Origin of the sequence: Palleronia aestuarii (assembly GCF_003253995.1) — a bacterium.
Classification (GTDB): domain Bacteria; phylum Pseudomonadota; class Alphaproteobacteria; order Rhodobacterales; family Rhodobacteraceae; genus Palleronia; species Palleronia aestuarii.
The window spans coordinates 63,143-80,634 of record NZ_QKZL01000008.1; the positions used below are offsets into that span (position 1 = coordinate 63,143).

At 66.1% G+C, this 17,492-nt stretch carries 18 protein-coding genes and 1 tRNA gene; 9 read left to right on the plus strand and 10 right to left on the minus strand.

The window, feature by feature from the left end; translation table 11 throughout:
- Positions 1-51: 51 nt before the first annotated feature.
- Positions 52-1,515, plus strand: coding sequence for a cobyric acid synthase (locus tag LX81_RS11150; RefSeq protein ID WP_111537480.1), 1,464 nt, complete (start codon positions 52-54; stop codon positions 1,513-1,515).
- Here the strand turns inward: LX81_RS11150 and LX81_RS11155 are convergent.
- Genes LX81_RS11155 through LX81_RS11165 form a run of 3 tightly spaced genes read right to left on the minus strand, consistent with a single transcriptional unit; the run spans position 1,499 to position 4,064 of the window.
- Positions 1,499-1,966 carry a hypothetical protein gene (locus LX81_RS11155; RefSeq protein WP_146259414.1) on the minus strand — a complete coding sequence of 156 codons (468 nt, stop codon included), beginning with the start codon at positions 1,964-1,966 and terminating at the stop codon, positions 1,499-1,501. The two genes, LX81_RS11150 and LX81_RS11155, sit on opposite strands and share 17 nt — an antisense overlap.
- 26 nt (positions 1,967-1,992) lie before the next feature.
- Positions 1,993-3,414: a TolC family outer membrane protein gene (locus tag LX81_RS11160; protein WP_111537404.1), complete on the minus strand. Its 1,422-nt coding sequence runs from the start codon at positions 3,412-3,414 to the stop codon at positions 1,993-1,995.
- Positions 3,411-4,064: a protein-L-isoaspartate O-methyltransferase family protein gene (locus tag LX81_RS11165; protein WP_111537405.1), complete on the minus strand. Its 654-nt coding sequence runs from the start codon at positions 4,062-4,064 to the stop codon at positions 3,411-3,413. Before LX81_RS11165 ends, LX81_RS11160 begins: the two co-directional genes overlap by 4 nt.
- A gap of 202 nt (positions 4,065-4,266) precedes the next feature.
- Between LX81_RS11165 and LX81_RS11170 the strand changes: the two genes are divergently transcribed.
- Together LX81_RS11170 and tkt are read left to right on the plus strand one after the other, a co-directional pair.
- Positions 4,267-4,340 (plus strand) — tRNA-Cys (locus tag LX81_RS11170).
- 224 nt (positions 4,341-4,564) lie between these two features.
- Positions 4,565-6,562, plus strand: coding sequence for a transketolase (tkt, locus tag LX81_RS11175; RefSeq protein ID WP_373280282.1), 1,998 nt, complete (start codon positions 4,565-4,567; stop codon positions 6,560-6,562).
- A 175-nt stretch (positions 6,563-6,737) separates the two neighbouring features.
- Here tkt and LX81_RS11180 read toward each other — a convergent pair whose 3' ends face one another.
- The 7 genes from LX81_RS11180 to LX81_RS11210 form a co-directional block, all read right to left on the minus strand.
- On the minus strand, positions 6,738-7,148 hold the full coding sequence (locus LX81_RS11180) for a VOC family protein (RefSeq protein WP_234822577.1): 411 nt from the start codon (positions 7,146-7,148) through the stop codon (positions 6,738-6,740).
- Positions 7,149-7,165: 17 nt separating this feature from the next.
- Entirely contained in the window at positions 7,166-8,764 is a 1,599-nt protein-coding gene (gene pgi / locus LX81_RS11185) for a glucose-6-phosphate isomerase (protein ID WP_111537408.1), read from the minus strand.
- Between the two features lie 5 nt (positions 8,765-8,769).
- Positions 8,770-9,435, minus strand: coding sequence for a 6-phosphogluconolactonase (pgl, locus tag LX81_RS11190; RefSeq protein WP_111537409.1), 666 nt, complete (start codon positions 9,433-9,435; stop codon positions 8,770-8,772).
- 75 nt (positions 9,436-9,510) lie between these two features.
- A complete protein-coding gene (zwf, locus tag LX81_RS11195) occupies positions 9,511-10,965 on the minus strand; it encodes a glucose-6-phosphate dehydrogenase (RefSeq protein ID WP_111537410.1) in 1,455 nt (484 codons plus the stop codon).
- Between the two features lie 69 nt (positions 10,966-11,034).
- Positions 11,035-12,000, minus strand: a complete 966-nt coding sequence (gene speB, locus LX81_RS11200) for an agmatinase (protein WP_234822578.1) — start codon at positions 11,998-12,000, stop codon at positions 11,035-11,037.
- Positions 11,997-12,581, minus strand: a complete 585-nt coding sequence (locus LX81_RS11205) for an HNH endonuclease (RefSeq protein WP_111537411.1) — start codon at positions 12,579-12,581, stop codon at positions 11,997-11,999. The genes speB and LX81_RS11205 overlap by 4 nt, the downstream gene beginning before the upstream one ends.
- A gap of 182 nt (positions 12,582-12,763) precedes the next feature.
- Positions 12,764-13,423 (minus strand): fumarylacetoacetate hydrolase family protein, encoded by a 660-nt coding sequence (locus LX81_RS11210; protein ID WP_111537412.1) that lies wholly within the window; start codon positions 13,421-13,423, stop codon positions 12,764-12,766.
- 237 nt (positions 13,424-13,660) lie between these two features.
- Between LX81_RS11210 and rpmF the strand changes: the two genes are divergently transcribed.
- The 6 genes from rpmF (at position 13,661) to LX81_RS22780 (ending at position 17,455) form a co-directional block, all read left to right on the plus strand.
- Positions 13,661-13,867: a 50S ribosomal protein L32 gene (rpmF, locus tag LX81_RS11215; RefSeq protein WP_111537413.1), complete on the plus strand. Its 207-nt coding sequence runs from the start codon at positions 13,661-13,663 to the stop codon at positions 13,865-13,867.
- 17 nt (positions 13,868-13,884) lie between these two features.
- Positions 13,885-14,985, plus strand: a complete 1,101-nt coding sequence (gene plsX, locus LX81_RS11220; protein ID WP_111537482.1) for a phosphate acyltransferase PlsX — start codon at positions 13,885-13,887, stop codon at positions 14,983-14,985.
- Complete coding sequence (locus LX81_RS11225; RefSeq protein ID WP_111537414.1) at positions 14,982-15,956, plus strand: beta-ketoacyl-ACP synthase III; 975 nt, start codon at positions 14,982-14,984, stop codon at positions 15,954-15,956. The genes plsX and LX81_RS11225 overlap by 4 nt, the downstream gene beginning before the upstream one ends.
- A 145-nt stretch (positions 15,957-16,101) precedes the next feature.
- The gene (locus LX81_RS22195; RefSeq protein ID WP_170133921.1) at positions 16,102-16,272 is read left to right on the plus strand and encodes a hypothetical protein; all 171 of its coding nucleotides are present in this window, start codon (positions 16,102-16,104) and stop codon (positions 16,270-16,272) included.
- Positions 16,273-16,362: 90 nt separating this feature from the next.
- Entirely contained in the window at positions 16,363-16,665 is a 303-nt protein-coding gene (ihfA, locus tag LX81_RS11230; RefSeq protein WP_111537415.1) for an integration host factor subunit alpha, read from the plus strand.
- 4 nt (positions 16,666-16,669) lie between these two features.
- On the plus strand, positions 16,670-17,455 hold the full coding sequence (locus LX81_RS22780; protein ID WP_234822579.1) for a MerR family transcriptional regulator: 786 nt from the start codon (positions 16,670-16,672) through the stop codon (positions 17,453-17,455).
- The last annotated feature ends 37 nt before the right edge of the window (positions 17,456-17,492 follow it).

Consider the following 17,492-nt stretch of genomic DNA (forward strand, 5'->3'; position numbering starts at 1 on the left):
CCCCGGGCCTTTGCCCCGGATGACACGACGCGTTTGGGGGCCGCCGCGACATTGACCCGTGCCGTGATGATCCAGGGGGCAGGCTCCAACGTCGGCAAGTCCATGCTGGTCGCGGGTATCGCCCGGGCCTGCCTCCGCCGCGGCCTTTCGGTCGCGCCGTTCAAGCCGCAGAACATGTCGAACAATGCCGCTGTCACCGAGGATGGCGGTGAGATCGGACGTGCGCAGGCGCTCCAGGCTCGCGCCGCGGGACGTGCGCCGCTGACGGACATGAACCCCGTGCTTTTGAAGCCCGAGAGCGACGAGGGCGCGCAGGTCATCGTGCAGGGCGCGCGGATGGGCACGTTGCGCGCCCGCGATTACGGCACTCAGAAGGCCACCCTCCTGCCTCGCGTCGTCGAGAGCTTCCACCGCCTTTCCCGCACCGCCGATCTCATCCTCGTCGAGGGCGCGGGAAGTCCAGCAGAGATCAACCTGCGCGTTGGCGATATCGCGAACATGGGCTTCGCGGAGGCCCTCGACATCCCCGTGATCCTCGTGGGCGACATCGACCGCGGCGGGGTCATCGCGCAATGCGTCGGGACGCATGCCGTGCTGCCGGCCGATGACCGGGACCGCATTCGGGGTTTCGCGATCAACAAGTTCCGTGGCGATCCGGCGCTCTTCGCCGCGGGAATGGACGCGATCGCCGTGCGGACCGGATGGTGCGCGCTGGGGCTCGTGCCGTGGTTCGAGGATGCCTGGCGCCTGCCGGCCGAGGACATCCTCGATCTGTCCGCTCCCGCCCGCCGGGAGGGGATTCGGATCGCGGTGCCGAAACTCGGGCGGATCGCAAATTTCGACGATCTCGATCCGCTTTCCGCCGAACCCGGCGTGGCGCTCGACATCGTGACGGAGGGTCGCCCGTTGCCCGGCGACGCCGATCTCATCCTCCTGCCGGGCTCAAAATCGACGATCGCCGATCTGGCGAGGTTTCGTGCCCAGGGCTGGGACATCGATCTCGCCGCGCATGTCCGTCGCGGCGGCCATGTCTTGGGGATCTGCGGTGGCTACCAGATGCTCGGGAAGGAAATCGTCGACGCGGACGGCGTCGAAGGCCCTCCGGGGCGCGTGCCGGGCCTCGGGCATCTCGACGTGGTCACCCATATGCGACCGGCAAAGCGGCTTGCCCTGACACACACGCGTCACCTCGGGACCGATCTGCCGGTTGCGGGATACGAAATTCACATGGGCGAAACATCGGGGCCCGATTGCGAGCGGCCATGGCTCGGCATCGCAGGACGACCCGAAGGCGCGAGTTCGACGTCGGGGCGCATCGCCGGGTGCTATCTCCACGGGCTTTTCTCGGGTGATGAGTTCCGCCACTGGTACCTAGGCCAGCTCGGAGATATGGGACCGGCCGCACTCTATGAGGAGAGCGTGGAGCGGACGCTCGATGATCTGGCGGACCACCTCGAGGCCCATTTCGATCTCGACATGCTTCTCGAGATTGCCGCGCCTATTCGCTGTCCCTGAAAGCGAGGCTGCGCCGGACTTCGCGCTGAACCATCTGACGCAGATTACGCGTCAGACGTTCGCCCATGATACCGCGCAATTCCTGCCGGACGATGTCCGCGATCATTTGCTCAAGGGCGGGATCCTCTTCGCGGCGCAGCGGCGCGGTCCCGGATTCTCCCGCGCTCGTCGGGGATACTGTCACGGGATACGCAACGTGGGAAGGTTCACTCGTCACATTGTCCTGCGGTGCGGCGTCGATAGCCGCCTGCAGTCGCGCGACACGATCATCCAGCGAAGGGACGCCATTCTTCGAGGGCATGAGGCGAAGCGGTCCGGCTTCCGTGGCGCGAGTGGCTTCGATCCGATTGTCGGGCTCGAGTCGCAGGGGGGTCGCACCACCCGACATGGCCGCTCCGCCACCGGATGCGTCAGGCCGCGCTCCGTTTTCCTCTTTGTCGGATCCGGACATGCCGAAATCCCCCATTCACGCGCCGATCAGTTCTTGCCGAGCGCGCGGAGAAGCGAGTCCATCTTTTCCCCGCGCGGGCTGACCTTGCGGGACGGCGCGTTACGGACGGCGTTGTAATAGACGGACGGGTCGTAGGTGACGATCCCGAGGTTCAGATGCTCGACCGTCATCAGCCCCATCGCCACAAGGAGCTGGAACGACGCCAGGACTTCCGACGTCTGGGCGGAGATGAGATTGGCCCGTGCGTCGGAGAGGTTCTGTTCCGCGTCGAGCACGTCGAGCGTGGTCCGCGCGCCGAGCGTCGCCTCCTCCTGAAGGCCGCGGAACGCGACCTGCGCCGCACGAACCTCGAGTTGGCTCGCATCGATCCTCGCGCGCGACACCGCGAGCTGTGCCCAGGCCTGCGCGACCTGGAGGAGGACGTCGTCGACGGTGATGTGAAGATCGGCGCGGGTCTCGTCGCGGTTGGCAATGGCCTGACGGTAGATCGAGGTGATCTCGCCGCCGCGATAGATCGGACCCGACATCTCGAGACCGATCGACCCGGTTTCCTCGAAATCCTGCCCGATCGTGAAGGAGGATCGGGCCCGAATCGTCGGCTTCACGGCCCGTTCCGCACGCTCCACGTTCAGCTCCGCGACGGTGATGGAGCGCATGTCCCGGCGGATCGTGGGATGGGTCTGCCGGGCGATCGCCTGAGCCGCCTCGAGCGTGGCGGCCGTCTGCGGCAGGGCGCTCGTCGGAGCGAGGTTTCCGGGCGGCTGGCCGACCGCCTCGACGTACTGGGCGCGGGCGAGATCGAGATCGCCCTGCGACGTGGCGAGCAGCGAACGCGCGGAGGCGAGCGCAGCCTCGGCGACCGCGACATCGGTGCGCGTGACTTCGCCCACCTCGAACCGATCCCGCGCCGCCTGCAATTCACGGCTCAGAAGCTGAAGGTTGCTCTGTCTCAGTTCGACGAAGGCCTGTGCGTCGAGGACCCCGAGATAAGCCTGCGCCGCATCCCAGAGGATCTGCTGCTCCACCGCGGTCAGCGCTTCCCGGGTCACGAGAACGAGTTCTCTAGCGGCATCGACAGCGAGCGCGGTCTGCCGGCCGTCCCAGAGCAGCAGGTCGGCCGAGATCGAGAAGGAGGCGGAATTGAAGCTGTCGTCGCTGTTCCTCTGGCCCGGGATCAGGGGCGAGATACTTTCGGAAGTGCCGTCGTTCGGGAACTGGTACTGGCGCGCGGCGCTTGCGGTGTAGGAGATGATCGGCCTAAGCGTCGCGATGGCCTGTGCCACGTCCTCGTCGGCCGCGCGGAGCACCGCGCGGTTCTTCTCCAGAAGACCGCTGTGGCGATAGGCAAGGATCAGGGCGTCGGTCAGGGTTTCCGCCCTGGAGGGCAAAGCCGGCAAACAGAGAAGGCCGGTCAGGGCGAGGGCGCCGAAACGCCGCAGGATCGTCATAGGGAGAACTCCCGCTTGCCCGCAAAGCCGGGAAGGACCGGCGCGCTGGCGTTGAAGGCATAGCGCCAGTTGATCCGACCGTCGATCTTGATGCCAAGCCGGCAGACGCCGAGCGCGCGTTCCATGAAAATGCAAGCGACGCGTCCGCCTTCGGCGAGCTGATCGGCGAGCGCGGACGGGAACACGTCGACCGCGCCCTCGATGGCGATGACGTCATAGGGGCCGTATTTCGCGAGACCGTCCTCGAGCGGTCCGCGATGGATCGCGACATTGTCGATCCCCGCTTCCGAAAGAGCGGCTTCCGCCTCGCTCGCCATCATCTCGTCGGGCTCCACCGCAACGACCGCTTCGGCGAGGTAGGCCAGGACGGCGGCGGAATAGCCCATGCCGGGGCCGAGATCGAGGACCAGGTCCGTGGGCGAGACGTCGAGCGCGTCGAGCATCTTCGCCATGGTCCGGGGTTCGAGGATCACCCGATCCCGCGCGAGAGGGAGGTTCTCGCCGAGATAGGCAGCCTCCTTCAACCGCAACGGCACGAACAATTCGCGCTTGATACGCGACATCGCATCGATGACGGGAAATTTCGTGACATCGGATGGACGTACCTGGGTATCGACCATCATCCTGCGTCGCAGCGCGTAATCGGCCATCGAACACCCCGCTCCTATCTTTCGGGCTCGTCCCCCGATTGCCACAGTAGGTCCGGGTCGGCAACGGCAGATGCGGTTTGCGGTCCACCGCGTGGCGAAGCGACGACACCCGACGGGGGAAGCCGCAATCCACCATCCCGGTCGCCCCGCCCCTTGCGGTCGGAATTGCGCCGACATAGAACCACGCCACCACAGGGCTTTCGGCGAGTTGGCGGAGTGGTTACGCAGCGGATTGCAAATCCGTGTACACCGGTTCGATTCCGGTACTCGCCTCCACCCCTGACCTCACGACATGTTCATGCCCTTATGCGGGCGGCGGCATCGTCCGAATGGTCGACGGCCCCGGCTTCCGCACGTCGCGAGGTCCGCTTCTTCGACAGTGCCAGCGGAGTGACCACCGCGAGAACGGGCGTGGTGCCGCTTGAACTCGCACCACCGCCTGCTATCACCGGTCTGTCTATCGGCTCAATGGAGGATCGTTCGTGGATATCGCCAACATCATGGCCCGGAACACCGATCACTGGTCCCGTGCGGCCGCAATCCGGATGCTCGCGATGGACGGCGTCGCGGCGGCGAATTCCGGGCATACGGGAATGCCGATGGGGATGGCCGACGTCGCTACGGTGCTTTTCTCGAAGCATCTCAAGTTCGACGCGAGCCACCCCGACTGGGCCGATCGCGACCGGTTCGTCCTCTCGGCGGGCCACGGCTCGATGCTGCTCTACGCGCTGCTCTATCTGACGGGATACGAGGACATGACGCTGGAGCAGGTGCGCGATTTCCGCCAGCTCGGCGCGATCACCGCGGGTCATCCCGAATACGGTCACGCCAAGGGCGTGGAGACGACGACCGGCCCGCTCGGACAGGGTCTGGGCTCGGCCGTCGGCATGGCGATCGCGGAGGAATCGCTCCGCGCCCGGTTCGGCTCCAAGATCGTCGATCACCGGACCTGGACCTTCGCGGGGGACGGATGCCTGATGGAGGGTGTTAGCCAGGAGGTCATCGCACTGGCCGGCCACCTCCGCCTCGGCCACCTGACCGTGTTCTGGGACAACAACGACATCACGATCGACGGCAAGGTCAGCATCGCGGACAGCACCGACCAGGTTAAGCGGTTCGAGGCGTCGGGCTGGCATGTGCAGAGCTGCGACGGCCATGATCCGGACGCGATCGACGCCGCGATCGAAGCAGCCAAGTCCGATCCCCGCCCGTCGATGATCGCGTGCAAGACCCATATCGCGCTCGGAAGCTCCGCGCAGGACACGGCGAAGGGGCACGGGGCGCTCACTGACGCCAAGCTCATCTCCGACACGCGCGAGGTCTATGGCTGGGAACATGCGCCGTTCGACATCCCGTCGCAGATCAAGTGCTGGTGGGAGGAAGTCGGACAGCGCGGCAACCAGGCCCGCCGCGACTGGGAAGAGCGGGTGGAGGCACTCGGCACGGGGAAGCGAAAGCTCTTCGACCGCGTGATGCGGAGCGAGACGCCGGGCAAGCTCGCCTCCACGCTGCGTGCCCTGAAGAAGCAGATCTCGGAGAGCCAGCCGAAGGTCGCGACGCGGAAATCGTCCGAGATGGTGCTCGAGGTCATCAACCCGATCATGCCCGAAATGCTGGGCGGGTCCGCCGACCTCACGGGTTCGAACAACACGCTCACCCCCGATCTCGGCGTCTTCTCCGCCGAGAACCGGAAGGGCCGCTATATCCATTACGGGATCCGCGAGCACGGCATGGCCGCGGCGATGAACGGTCTCGCCGTCCATGGCGGCGTGCGGCCCTATGGCGGCACGTTCATGTGCTTTGCCGATTACGCGCGCGGGGCCATGCGTCTTTCCGCGCTGATGGGGGCGCCCGCGATCTATGTCATGACGCATGACAGCATCGGCCTCGGCGAGGACGGCCCGACGCACCAGCCGGTGGAGCATCTGGCCATGCTGCGCGCGACGCCGAACCTGCAGGTCTTCCGACCCGCCGACACGGTCGAGACGATCGAGGCGTGGGAACTGGCGCTTACCGCTACCGACAGGCCTTCGGTGCTCGCCCTGAGCCGGCAGGGCCTGCCCGCGATGCGGCTGGAGCACAAGTCGAAGAACCTCTCGGCGCAGGGTGCCTACGTGCTGCGGGAGGCCGACGGCAAGCGGCAGGCGGTGCTCATGGCGACCGGTTCAGAGGTTTCGATCGCCGTCACCGCGCGAGATATCCTGCAGGCGGAGGGGATCGGCACGCGTGTCGTCTCGATGCCCTGCTGGGAGCTCTTCGAGGCACAGGACGAGGCCTATCGCCGGCGGGTCCTGCCCGCGGGTGCGGTCCGCGTCGGGATCGAGGCGGCCTCTCGTTTCGGCTGGGATCGCTGGCTGCTCGGCGAACGCGGCCGGGAGGCGAAGGCGGGCTTCGTGGGCATGGAGGGCTTCGGCGCCTCCGCCCCGGCCGAGGAACTTTACGCGCATTTCGGGATCACCGCGGAAGCGGTGGCCGAGAAAGTGAAGGCGCTGCTCTAGACGGATCCTCTTGCGCCCCGCGTGGATAGGCATTCAATCGCCTGGGTTCCGCGCGGGGCTGTTCGCTGCGTAGCGCCGATGGCGGCATCATGGGAAGCGGCTGCTCGACGGCAACAGATCGCGTCCTGCGGCAGGGCGTCTCGATCCGTAACCCGACACTTTTGGCGTTCGACGATCAGGCGCCGAACGTGACGTGACCTTCGCCGTCGATCGGCCAGGCGGGGTTCCACGCGATCTCCCAGGCATGGCCGTCGGGATCGGCGACGTAGCCGCGAAACCCGCCATGGGGCGGTGCATCGGCGGGACGCAGGAGCCGTCCGCCCGCCTTCAGAAGCCGCTCCATGAGGGGGACGACCTCGTTCTCGGTCGCGACGTTGTGGGCCATGGCGACACCGCCAGGTCCGCTCCCGACCTCGAGATTGGCATCCTCCTCGAAATCGGGCAGGCGGTAGAGCCCGAGGACGAACCCGTTCATCTGGTAGAAGATGATGCCCGGCGCCTCGAAGACGGGGACCCAGCCGAAGCCGTCCGCATAGAAGTCGCGCGACCGCGATGGATCGACTACTGCAAGGGTCAGGGCCGCCATCTGCTGCCCCGCCGCCATCATTCCCGATGTGCTCGCAGCCAGGAGACGAGGGTAAGGGTCGACGCGTCCTTGTCCTCAGCATCCTCCTCCCCCGTCACGACGGGTTCGAGCGCCTTGGCAAGCTCCTTGCCAAGCTCGACGCCCCATTGATCGAAGGAATTGATGCCGAGGCAGACGCCCTCCACGAAGACCCGGTGTTCGTAGAGCGCCACGATCTGGCCCAGGACTTCCGGCGTAAGCTTGGGATAGAGGAGCATCGTCGAAGGCCGGTTGCCGGGAAAGACGCGGTGGCGCGCCTGCCGCTCGAGCTCCGCGCCGTCGAACTTCGCGCCGAGAAGGCCCTTGGCCTCCTCGAAACTGCGTCCGCGCATCAGGGCCTCCGCCTGGGCAAGGCAATTGGCGATGAGGAGCGCGTGCTGGTGGCGCAGATCCTCCTCGTGCCCTTCGGCGCCCACCATGAACTCGCAAGGGATCACCCGCGTCCCCTGGTGGATAAGCTGGTAGAAGGCATGCTGCCCGTTCGTCCCGGGCTCGCCCCAGACGACCGGGCCGGACGGAACGGGGAGCGTGGTCCCGTCCATCGCCACGCGCTTGCCGTTCGATTCCATCTCGAGTTGCTGAAGATAGGCCGGAAGCCGGGCCAACCGCTGTTCGTAGGGCAGAACGGCGCGGGTGGCATGTCCGCAACCCTGGTTGTGCCAGAGCCCGACGAGCGCCAGCATCACCGGCATGTTCTCGAGCGGCTCGGCGGACCGGAAATGACGGTCCATCGCCTCCGCGCCCCGCAAGAAGGCGCGGAACGCCTCCGGCCCTATGGCGATCATCAACGACAGCCCGATCGGCCCCCACATCGAATAGCGTCCGCCGACCCAGTCGGCGAAACCGAAGACGCGATCCTCGGGGATGCCGAACTCTGCGGTCTTGGCTTTCGCGGTCGAGAGCGCGGCGAACTGCTCTCCCGGGGCATGGACGACCTCGGCCATCCAGGCCTTCGCCGTTGCCGCGTTCGTCATCGTCTCGATCGTGGTGAAGGTCTTGGAGGCGACGATGACCAGCGTCGTCTCCGGGTCGAGCGGCCGCAGGATGTCGGCCACATGCGCCGCATCGACGTTGGAAACGAAATGGCAGCGTGGTCCGTCGTGGTAGGGCGCGAGCGCCTGCACCGCCATGGCGGGCCCGAGATCGGAGCCGCCGATGCCTATGTTGACGACATCGGTGATCCGCCCGCCCTGCCCCGCGGCGCTGCCGTCGCGCACCGCCGTCGCGAAGGCCTCCATCAACGAGAGCGTTTCGAGCACTTCGGGCATGACGTCGACGCCACCCACCTCTACCGGATCGCCCGAGAGATTGCGCAGCGCCGTGTGAAGAACGGCACGTCCCTCTGTCTCGTTGATGGGCTTTCCCGTGAACATGGCATCACGCCGCGCCGGAAGATCGGCGGCCTCGCAGATCCCGAGAAGGATCTCGCGCGCTTCGGCATCGAGCGTCGTCTTGGAATAGTCGAAGCGCAGACCGCAGGCCTCGACGGCGAAGTCCCGCACGCGATCCGCATATAGGAGATCCGCGATGCGCAGGCCTTCCGATGCCTCCGCCCTGGCCTTCAATGCATCCCACATCACCTTCACTCCTTCGCCCAGTGCACGTCAGCTTCCCCCAGTATCGCCGCGATCGGCGCTTCCGCCGGATCGAGGCGGCGGGCGCGTTCGAGCGCCTCGCGCTTCTCGTCTCCGATGATGACCACATGGGTCGAGAGCGCGCCGCGCAGGACCGGTCCCGTCAGCGTGATCCGCGGCTCCAGCCCCCCGGGGGCGTCGATCTGCATCAGCGGCGGCGCGTCCGTGGCGAGCGCGGCCGCGAGTTGCGGGGAACCGGGAAAGAGCGATGCGGTATGCATGTCCGACCCCATTCCGAGGAGCAGGATCGAGAGCGGCAGTTCGGGCGCCAGCCGCGCCTCGAGCGTCTCCATGTCCGTCTCAGCATCGGGCACGAGCCGGACGAATGTCGCGGCGTCCGCCTTGTCGCGCAGCAGGTGGGACCTGAGGAGCCGTTCGTTCGAGCGCTCATGATCGGGGGGCACCATCCTCTCGTCGGTGAGCAGGATGTGAACGCGGTCCCATTTCAGATCGGCGCCCGAAAGCGTGTCGAAGACCGGCCCGGGGGTGGAGCCGCCGGGCACGGCGATCGAGACGTGATCGTGCGAGCTGAAACTCTTCGAGATTTCGCTGGCAAGCTTGTCCGCAAGCATCACCATCATCATTTCCGCGTCGGAATATTCTATCAGTTCCATCGCCGGTTCCTTGTCTGTCGCGACTCAACGTCGCCGGACGCCGTCCGGATCCGCAAACTGCCGCATCGTCCGGGCCTAGTCGCGGATCGCGCGCCAGCGGCGATTCTCGCGGTGAAGCAGCATGGCCGATTCCTCCGGTCCTGCCGTCCCGGGCTCGTAGGGCTTGGGCCGCATGTCGCGCATCTGCCAGCCTTCGATTATCGGATCGGTCCAGGCCCAGGCGGCCTCCACCTCGTCGCCGCGCATGAAGAGCGTCTGGTTGCCGCGGATCACGTCCATGACCAGTCGTTCGTAGGCATCGGTCACGTCGTCGTTGTCGGGACCGAGAGCATCCGCGAAGGTCATGTCGAGCGGCACGTCGATGAGCCGCATACCGCCCGGCCCCGGCTCCTTGATCGTGACGCCGAGGGTCATGCCCTCGTTGGGCTGGAGCCGGATCGTCAGGATGTTGCGGTGCCGCCCCGCCTCTTCCCCGAAGATCGAATGGGGGGCGTCCTTGAAGACGACCGCGATCTCCGATTGCCGGGCGCGCAGCCGCTTGCCGGTGCGCACGTAGAAGGGCGTGCCCGCCCACCGCCAGTTCGAGACGTGGAGCTTCATTGCGATGAAGCTTTCCGTCCGGCTCTGCTCGTCCTCGACATCTTCGAGGTAGGAGGCAGAATTGCTGCCGCGCTGGTACTGCCCGCGGACGATGTCGCGCGATTCGACCGGCTCGAGCGCCCGGATGACCTTCAGCTTCTCGTCGCGCACCGCATCGGGATCAAAGCGCGACGGCGGCTCCATCGCGATCAGGCACAAAAGCTGCATCAGGTGGTTCTGAACCATGTCCCGCATCGCGCCGGACTTGTCGTAATACCCGCCGCGTCCGCCGACGCCGACGGTCTCGGCCACCGTGATCTGGATATGGTCGACATATTGCGCGTTCCAGAGCGGCTCGAAGAGGACGTTGCCGAAACGCACAGCCATCAGGTTCTGCACCGTCTCCTTCCCGAGGTAATGGTCGATGCGGTAGATCTGCGTCTCCTCGAAATGCTCCGCCAGCGTCTGGTTCAACTGGCGGGCAGAGGCGAGGTCGCGGCCGAAGGGCTTCTCCACCACGATGCGCGAATCCGCGTCTGCTATGCGGTGCATATGCAGACGTTCCGCCAGCGCGCCGAAAAGGCTCGGTGCGACGGAGAAGTAGAAGGCCCGCACGACATTCTCGCGCATCAGGTCAGCAAGCTCGGACCAGCCCGCCTCACCCGTCGCGTCGATCGCGACGTAGTGGAGGCGATCGAGGAAGGCCGCGACCCGGTCGTCGTCGAGCTTGTCCTTCGCGATGAACTCGACGAGCGCGTCGCGCACCTCGTTGCGATAGCCGGCGTCGTCGAATTCCGAACGCGCCGCCCCGATCACCCGCGCCTCCGGCGGCATCTGGCCCGAGACGAAACGGCGGTAGAGGCCAGGCAGGATTTTGCGGCGCGCGAGATCGCCGGTGCCGCCGAAGATGACGAGGTCGAACGGTTCGACCGGAATGACGCGCGAGACCATGACGTACCCTTTCCCAGATAGTTCCGGGGATCGCCCGGCGTCCCGAGGAGGTCAAGAGAGATGTGACCGCTAACGCGGGGTCTCGTCACCCATGAGGCACAGCAATTCGAAGAGGACCGACGCGCCGAGCCAGGCGGTGATCCCGCCATTGTCGAACGGCGGCGAGACCTCGACGAGGTCGGCCCCGACAAGTTCGAGCCCGGAGAGCGCCCGAAGGAGCCGCAGCGCTTCGGCCGATGTCGGTCCGCCCACTTCGGGCGTTCCGGTGCCCGGCGCGAAGGCCGGATCGATGAAGTCGATATCGAAGGAGAGATAGGCAGGCCCCCCGCCGGCGATGTCGCGCGCCTCCTCCGCGACGTCAGCGATCCCGCGCTCCTCAAGTTCGTCCATCGGCACGACGCGGATCCCGGCATCGCGCGCGAAGAGGCGGTCTTCGTCATTGTACCGCGTCCCCCGCATCCCAATCATGATGCTGCGGGCCGGATCGATCAGCCTCTCCTCCACCGCCACCCGGAACGGGTTGCCGTGGGTCAGAGTCGAGCCGCCGAAATAGAGCGGATAGAGGTCGGTATGACTGTCGAGAAGCACGAGCCCGGGCGGTTCCGCAGATTTCAGACCGCGCAGCACCGGGAGCGTGCAGAGGTGATCGCCCGCAACGCCGAGCGGCCGCGCCCGGCCGCGGACGATATCGCCGACGAATGCCGTGATCGCGTCGAGCGTCTCGTCCTGATCCACCGGATTGACCGCCACGTCGCCGAGATCGGCGCAGGCCATCGCCTCGAAAGGCCGGAAGCCGGTCACGCCGTGTTCTGCGCGCACCATGGTGGACGCGTCGCGCAGGGCACGTGGTCCGTGCCGGGCGCCGGGGCGGTTCGACGTGCCCCCGTCCCACGGCATGCCGAAAAGGGCGACCTCCACTTCCGCGCGCCGCGGATGATCGGGGGCAAGATGGGGAAGCCGCATGAAGCTCGGCACGCCCGCGAAGCGTGGCAGGACCGCACCGGAGACGGGGTGGAAGAACGGATCGCTCCTCACGCCTCGAGCTCCGCATCCCAGTAGAGGAAATCGGTCCAGGTTTCGTGGAGGTGGTTGGGCGGGAAGCGACGTCCCATGTTCTTCAGCTCCTCCGCGCCCGGCTGACGGGGCGGCTTGCGCAGGGACATGCCCGTCTCCATCAGCCCCTTCGCGCCCTTCGAGAGGTTGCAGCGCGCGCAAGCCGCGACCACGTTCTCCCAGCTCGTCCGCCCACCACGGGAGCGCGGCACGACGTGATCGAAGGTCAGATCCCCGTGCGAGCCGCAATACTGGCAGCAGAATTCATCCCTCAGAAAAAGATTGAAGCGCGTGAAGGCCACGCGCTTCTGAGGTTTCACGTAATCTTTGAGGACGACGACCGAGGGTATTCGGATCTCGGTCGTGGGAGAGCGGACCACGCTGTCGTATTCCGCGACGATCTGCACCCGGTCGAGAAACGCCGCCTTCACCGCCTCTTGCCAGGGCCAGAGCGACAGGGGGTAATAGCTCAAGGGGCGGTAATCCGCGTTCAGCACCAGGGCCGGATGATGTTTGAGATTGTTCGGCTCGCGGACGAAACTCGTCCTGAAATCACCTTGCATCGTCGAAACTCGCTCCTGCCCTGCGACTCGTATCCCGAAGCCCAGGGCGGGGAGTCCCGCCCCGACGTCAACGCGACTATATCTGGCGTCCGCGCGTGTACAAGCCCCACGAAATAGCGCACGCCGCCCGGTTGCCTCCTAGCGCGGCGAAGTGACGGTCTTGTGACGATCAGCGACCGCGATCAGGCGGGCTCCTCGATCACGCACCGAAGCGACGGCAGGTCGTCGATCGTGGCATCGAGGCGGTCTCCGGGCACGACAGCACCCACACCCGCCGGCGTTCCCGTCATGATCAGATCGCCCGGCTGCAGGGTGTAGAACTTCGACAGGTCGGCGACGATTTCGGGCAGCGACCAGACCATGTCCGAGATCCTGCCTTCCTGGCGCAGCGCGCGATTGACGGTGAGTGCGATACGCGCAGTCTCGATCGAGATGTCCCGCGCGGGACGCATCGTCCCGAGGATCGCCGACCCCTCGAAATCTTTTCCCAGGTCCCAGGGCCGGCGCTTTTCCTTCGCACGGGCCTGCAGGTCGCGGCGCGTCATGTCGAGCCCGACGCCATAGGCAATGATCTCCGCGCTCTCCCCGAGGGCCGCGACGAGCTCCACTTCGTGATGCAGGTCCTGGGTACCCGGCGGATAGGGAATGGGTCCCTCGCGCGTGATCGCCGAATGGGCGGACTTCAGAAAATAGAAGGGCGCTTCGCGATCCACCTCTCCTCCCATTTCCGCCGCATGCTCGGCATAATTGCGACCGACGCAGAATATCCGGTGGATGGGCAATTGCCCCATGCCGCGGATGTCGACGGACGGCGCCTCGGCGCGCGGGAATAGCAGGGACATGGCGGGTCCTGACCTGGTTGCGATCCACGCCTTATGGCGCGGCACGCCCCTGTTGGCCAGAGCAGGTCACGGGCGGGCTGCCCCGTCGCACCGGAACGATATTTGTACGCCCTCCCGGATCACGGGGCTTGATCCCGTGCGGTGATGAGCGTATTCGGCCACCTCAATCCTTAAGAGGGCCAGTGGCCCCGTTCACGATGGGCGTCGGGAAACGCCCTCCAACCCGAAGGTCACATCATGGCTGTCCCCCAGAACAGAGTCACCAAGTCGCGCCGCAACATGCGCCGCGCCCATGACGCGCTGACCGCCGCCAATCCGCACGAATGTCAGAATTGCGGCGAGTTGAAGCGTCCGCACCACGTCTGTGGCTCCTGCGGCCACTATGCCGAGCGCGAGATCGTGGTACAGGCCGACGAGATCGACCTCGACGACGACGCGGCCTGAACCGCTTGCCCGGCGCCATGCCGTCAGGTTCGCCGTCCACGCCGCATCGCCCCCCTACCGGCCGTGTCACGCTCTCCATCGATGCGATGGGGGGTGACGGCGGTCCGTCGGCCGTTGTGGCGGGCATGTCCAAATCGGCCGACAAGAACCCCGACATCGCGTTCATCCTGCACGGTCGGGAAGCCGAGCTCGCTCCGCTGATCGCCCGGGCCAAGCTCGACGACCGGGTCGAGCTTCGCGATGCGTCGGATGTCGTCACGATGGAAGAGAAGCCGAGCCACGTCGTGCGCCACGGCAAGTCGACGTCGATGTGGTCGGCGATCGAGGCTGTGCGCAACGGAGAGGCGGAGGTGGCCGTGAGCTGCGGGAATACCGGCGCGCTCATGGCAATCTCGATGATCCGGCTGCGCAAGCTCGACGGGGTGAGCCGGCCCGCGATCGCCTGTCTCTGGCCCTCGCGCAACCCGGCGGGGTTCAACGTGATGCTCGACGTGGGCGCCGATATCCGTGCCGACCCCGACGAGCTTCTGCAGTTCTCGTTGATGGGCGCCTCCTACGCGCGCAACGGCCTCGATCTGGAGCGGCCCCGGATCGGGCTGCTCAATGTCGGGACGGAAGAACACAAGGGCCGGTCCGAGCTGAAGCAGGCCCACGACCTCATCGCCGCGGCGGCCAAGCGCGCCTCATTCGATTTCGTGGGTTACGTCGAAGGCGGCGATATTCCGTCCGATCGCGTCGATGTCGTGGTGACCGACGGCTTCACCGGGAATGTGGCCCTGAAGACCGGCGAGGGAACGGCATCGCTGATCCGCGATTCCCTGCGCGAGGCCTTCAGCTACAGCATCCTGTCGCGGACCGCGGCGCTCTTGGCGCTGACCTCGTTGAAGAGGCTCCAGAAGCGTATCGATCCGCGCCGCGTCAATGGCGGCGTGTTCCTCGGTCTCAACGGCACGGTGGTCAAGAGCCACGGGGCGGCCGATGCGACGGGCATCTCGGCCGCGATCAAGCTCGCCTTTCGCTTGGCGCAGTCGGGGTTCAACGAGCGTCTGGCAGCCCGGCTCGCCGATGCGGAGGTCTTGCGGAGCAACGACGATCTCCGTGGCAGGGACCCGGCATGACACTCGTGCGCGCGCAGGTCCGCGGGGTCGGCCATTACCTGCCCGAACGGGTGGTCGAAAATCACGAATTTGAAGCGACGCTCGAGACAACCGACGAATGGATCCGGTCCCGCTCGGGAATCGAGCGACGGCATTTCTGCGCGGAAGGCCAGACGACGTCGGACCTCGCGACCAACGCCGCGATCGCGGCGCTGGCCGATTCCGACATGGAGGCTGGAGATCTCGACGCCATCATCGTCGCCACCTCCACGCCCGACCTCATCTTTCCCTCGGTCGCGACGATGGTCCAGAACGCCCTCGCCATGGAGCGCGGTTTCGCCTTCGACGTCCAGGCGGTCTGCGCGGGCTTCGTCTATGCGCTTGCGACGGCCAATTCGATGATCATGTCGGGTCAGGCCGAGCGCGTGATGGTGATTGGCGCCGAGACCTTCAGCCGGATCATGGACTGGACCGACCGGACGACCTGCGTGCTTTTCGGCGACGGCGCCGGCGCTCTGGTCCTCGAGGCGGCCGTAGAAGCGGGCACCAATGCGGACCGGGGCATCCTTGCCGCCGATCTGCATTCCGACGGACGACACCGCGACATCCTATACGTCGACGGCGGCGTCTCGACCGATACGGTCGGACACCTGCGCATGGAGGGGAAAGAAGTCTTCCGCCATGCCGTCGAGAAGCTCGCCGACACTGCCCATGCCTCCCTCGCCAAGGCCGGTCTCTCGCCCGACGATGTCGACTGGGTCGTTCCTCACCAGGCCAACCTGCGGATCATCCGCGCGACGGCGCAGCGCATGGGCGTGTCCCTCGACCGTGTCGTCGTGACCGTACAGGATCACGGCAACACGTCCGCCGCGTCGATCCCCCTGGCACTCAGCGTCGCCAATGCGGACGGCCGCTTGCGCCGGGGCCAGGTCATCGTCACGGAAGCGATCGGCGGCGGTCTCGCTTGGGGTTCCGTCACGCTGAGATGGTAGTGCACCGCACGCGTCCCCGTTAACCACGGGTTAAAATTTTCCCCCTCGTCCAGCGCGAAAATATTGCCCGAACCGGACAGGCTCTTCTAGCTTGGGCGCACCGCGCAATTCGGGTGCGGCGCGTTTGTTGTCCGGTTCGTGTGCCATGCTGTATTTCCGTCTTCTCGCGCTCGCCGTTGCGGCGCTCTACGCCCTCATCTCGCATGCTCTCGAGGCGCAGCCCTCGGATCGGATGCCCGGCGCGTCGCGTCCTTCGATTGCCGAAAACGCGGTCGAAAGTTGCGAGCTGGAGGCGGGTGTTTGCGATGGCCGCTGAAACGGAGGATCCGGGCCTTCCTGCAACCGCTTGTTATTGACTTTGAATCCTCGTGAACCCATTGTCGCCCAAACCGAGCCGGGGGGTCTGATGGGCGAGAAGACATTGACGCGGATGGATCTGAGTGAGGCGGTGTTCCGCGAAGTGGGGCTCAGCCGGAACGAATCGGCGCAGCTCGTGGAGTCGGTCCTCGGGCATATGTCGGATGCGCTCGCTTCCGGGGAAACCGTCAAAATTTCGTCCTTCGGCACGTTCTCCGTCCGCTCCAAGGCCGCGCGCATCGGGCGCAATCCGAAGACCGGGAAGGAAGTGCCGATCCTGCCCCGCCGCGTCCTGACCTTCCGGCCGTCGCACCTGATGAAGGACCGGGTCGCTGCCGGCAACAAGCGATAGCGCCATGTCTAAATCCCCGGACGCCTTCAGGACCATCAGCGAGGTCGCGACGTGGCTCGAAGTGCCGACCCATGTTCTGAGGTTCTGGGAATCCCGCTTCAGCCAGGTAAAGCCGATCAAGCGTGCCGGGGGGCGCCGTTACTACCGCCCGGCCGACATGCGGCTGCTCGGTGGCATCAAGCAATTGCTGCACGATGACGGGTTGACGATACGGGGCGCGCAGAAGCTTCTGCGCGAGCAGGGCGTGCACCACGTCTGCAGCCTCTCCCGGCCCCTCGACCCCGGCTTGGAGAGAGCTCCGTCAGAACCTGATCGGGACGACGTGCAGGAGAACGAGTACTTCGCCTTTGTCGAGGACTGCGATGCGGTCCCGCCCGAGACGGAACCGACGTTGGAGGCGGAGCACGCTGTGGATGAAGACATGCCCACCTCCGACGAAGAGCACGGATCCGACCCCGAAGAAGAAACACGACCGCACGCCACGGCAGTAGGAAGCGAGTCGGACGCATCTTTCGAGGAGTCGTATCCCGAACGAGATGACTGGGCGTCGATCCTGCCAATCCATGCTCCTCCGTCCCACCATCACGTGGCCGGATTCGCGGAAGCTCCGGGGCCGGACCAGCCTTTCGTAGCTGATGAATCTGCTGGCGGGGAAACCTTGCCCCCGCTCCTGCTCGCAAAGCTCATGGCCCTCGATCCCCAAGCGCTTTCGCGACGTTCGGAGCGTCTCGGCCCCCTCCTCGACCGGGCGCGGGAGCTTGCACGGCGCATGGATCGCGAGGATGTCTAATCCGGACTTGCGCCGACCGCCAAGCCCTGTAAAAGGC

Bases quoted from the DNA above. Each gene is read 5' to 3' on its own strand.
- LX81_RS22195 (WP_170133921.1), top strand. From the start codon at position 16,102: ATGCTGTATTTCCGTCTTCTCGCGCTCGCCGTTGCGGCGCTCTACGCC.
- plsX (WP_111537482.1), top strand. From the start codon at position 13,885: ATGCCGTCAGGTTCGCCGTCCACGCCGCATCGCCCCCCTACCGGCCGT.
- LX81_RS11160 (WP_111537404.1), bottom strand. From the start codon at position 3,414: ATGACGATCCTGCGGCGTTTCGGCGCCCTCGCCCTGACCGGCCTTCTC.
- pgl (WP_111537409.1), bottom strand. From the start codon at position 9,435: ATGGAACTGATAGAATATTCCGACGCGGAAATGATGATGGTGATGCTT.
- rpmF (WP_111537413.1), top strand. From the start codon at position 13,661: ATGGCTGTCCCCCAGAACAGAGTCACCAAGTCGCGCCGCAACATGCGC.
- LX81_RS11165 (WP_111537405.1), bottom strand. From the start codon at position 4,064: ATGGCCGATTACGCGCTGCGACGCAGGATGATGGTCGATACCCAGGTA.
- LX81_RS11155 (WP_146259414.1), bottom strand. From the start codon at position 1,966: ATGTCCGGATCCGACAAAGAGGAAAACGGAGCGCGGCCTGACGCATCC.
- pgi (WP_111537408.1), bottom strand. From the start codon at position 8,764: ATGTGGGATGCATTGAAGGCCAGGGCGGAGGCATCGGAAGGCCTGCGC.
- LX81_RS11210 (WP_111537412.1), bottom strand. From the start codon at position 13,423: ATGTCCCTGCTATTCCCGCGCGCCGAGGCGCCGTCCGTCGACATCCGC.
- ihfA (WP_111537415.1), top strand. From the start codon at position 16,363: ATGGGCGAGAAGACATTGACGCGGATGGATCTGAGTGAGGCGGTGTTC.
- tkt (WP_373280282.1), top strand. From the start codon at position 4,565: ATGGCCCGGAACACCGATCACTGGTCCCGTGCGGCCGCAATCCGGATG.
- LX81_RS11225 (WP_111537414.1), top strand. From the start codon at position 14,982: ATGACACTCGTGCGCGCGCAGGTCCGCGGGGTCGGCCATTACCTGCCC.
- LX81_RS22780 (WP_234822579.1), top strand. From the start codon at position 16,670: ATGTCTAAATCCCCGGACGCCTTCAGGACCATCAGCGAGGTCGCGACG.
- LX81_RS11180 (WP_234822577.1), bottom strand. From the start codon at position 7,148: ATGGCGGCCCTGACCCTTGCAGTAGTCGATCCATCGCGGTCGCGCGAC.
- LX81_RS11205 (WP_111537411.1), bottom strand. From the start codon at position 12,581: ATGCAAGGTGATTTCAGGACGAGTTTCGTCCGCGAGCCGAACAATCTC.
- zwf (WP_111537410.1), bottom strand. From the start codon at position 10,965: ATGGTCTCGCGCGTCATTCCGGTCGAACCGTTCGACCTCGTCATCTTC.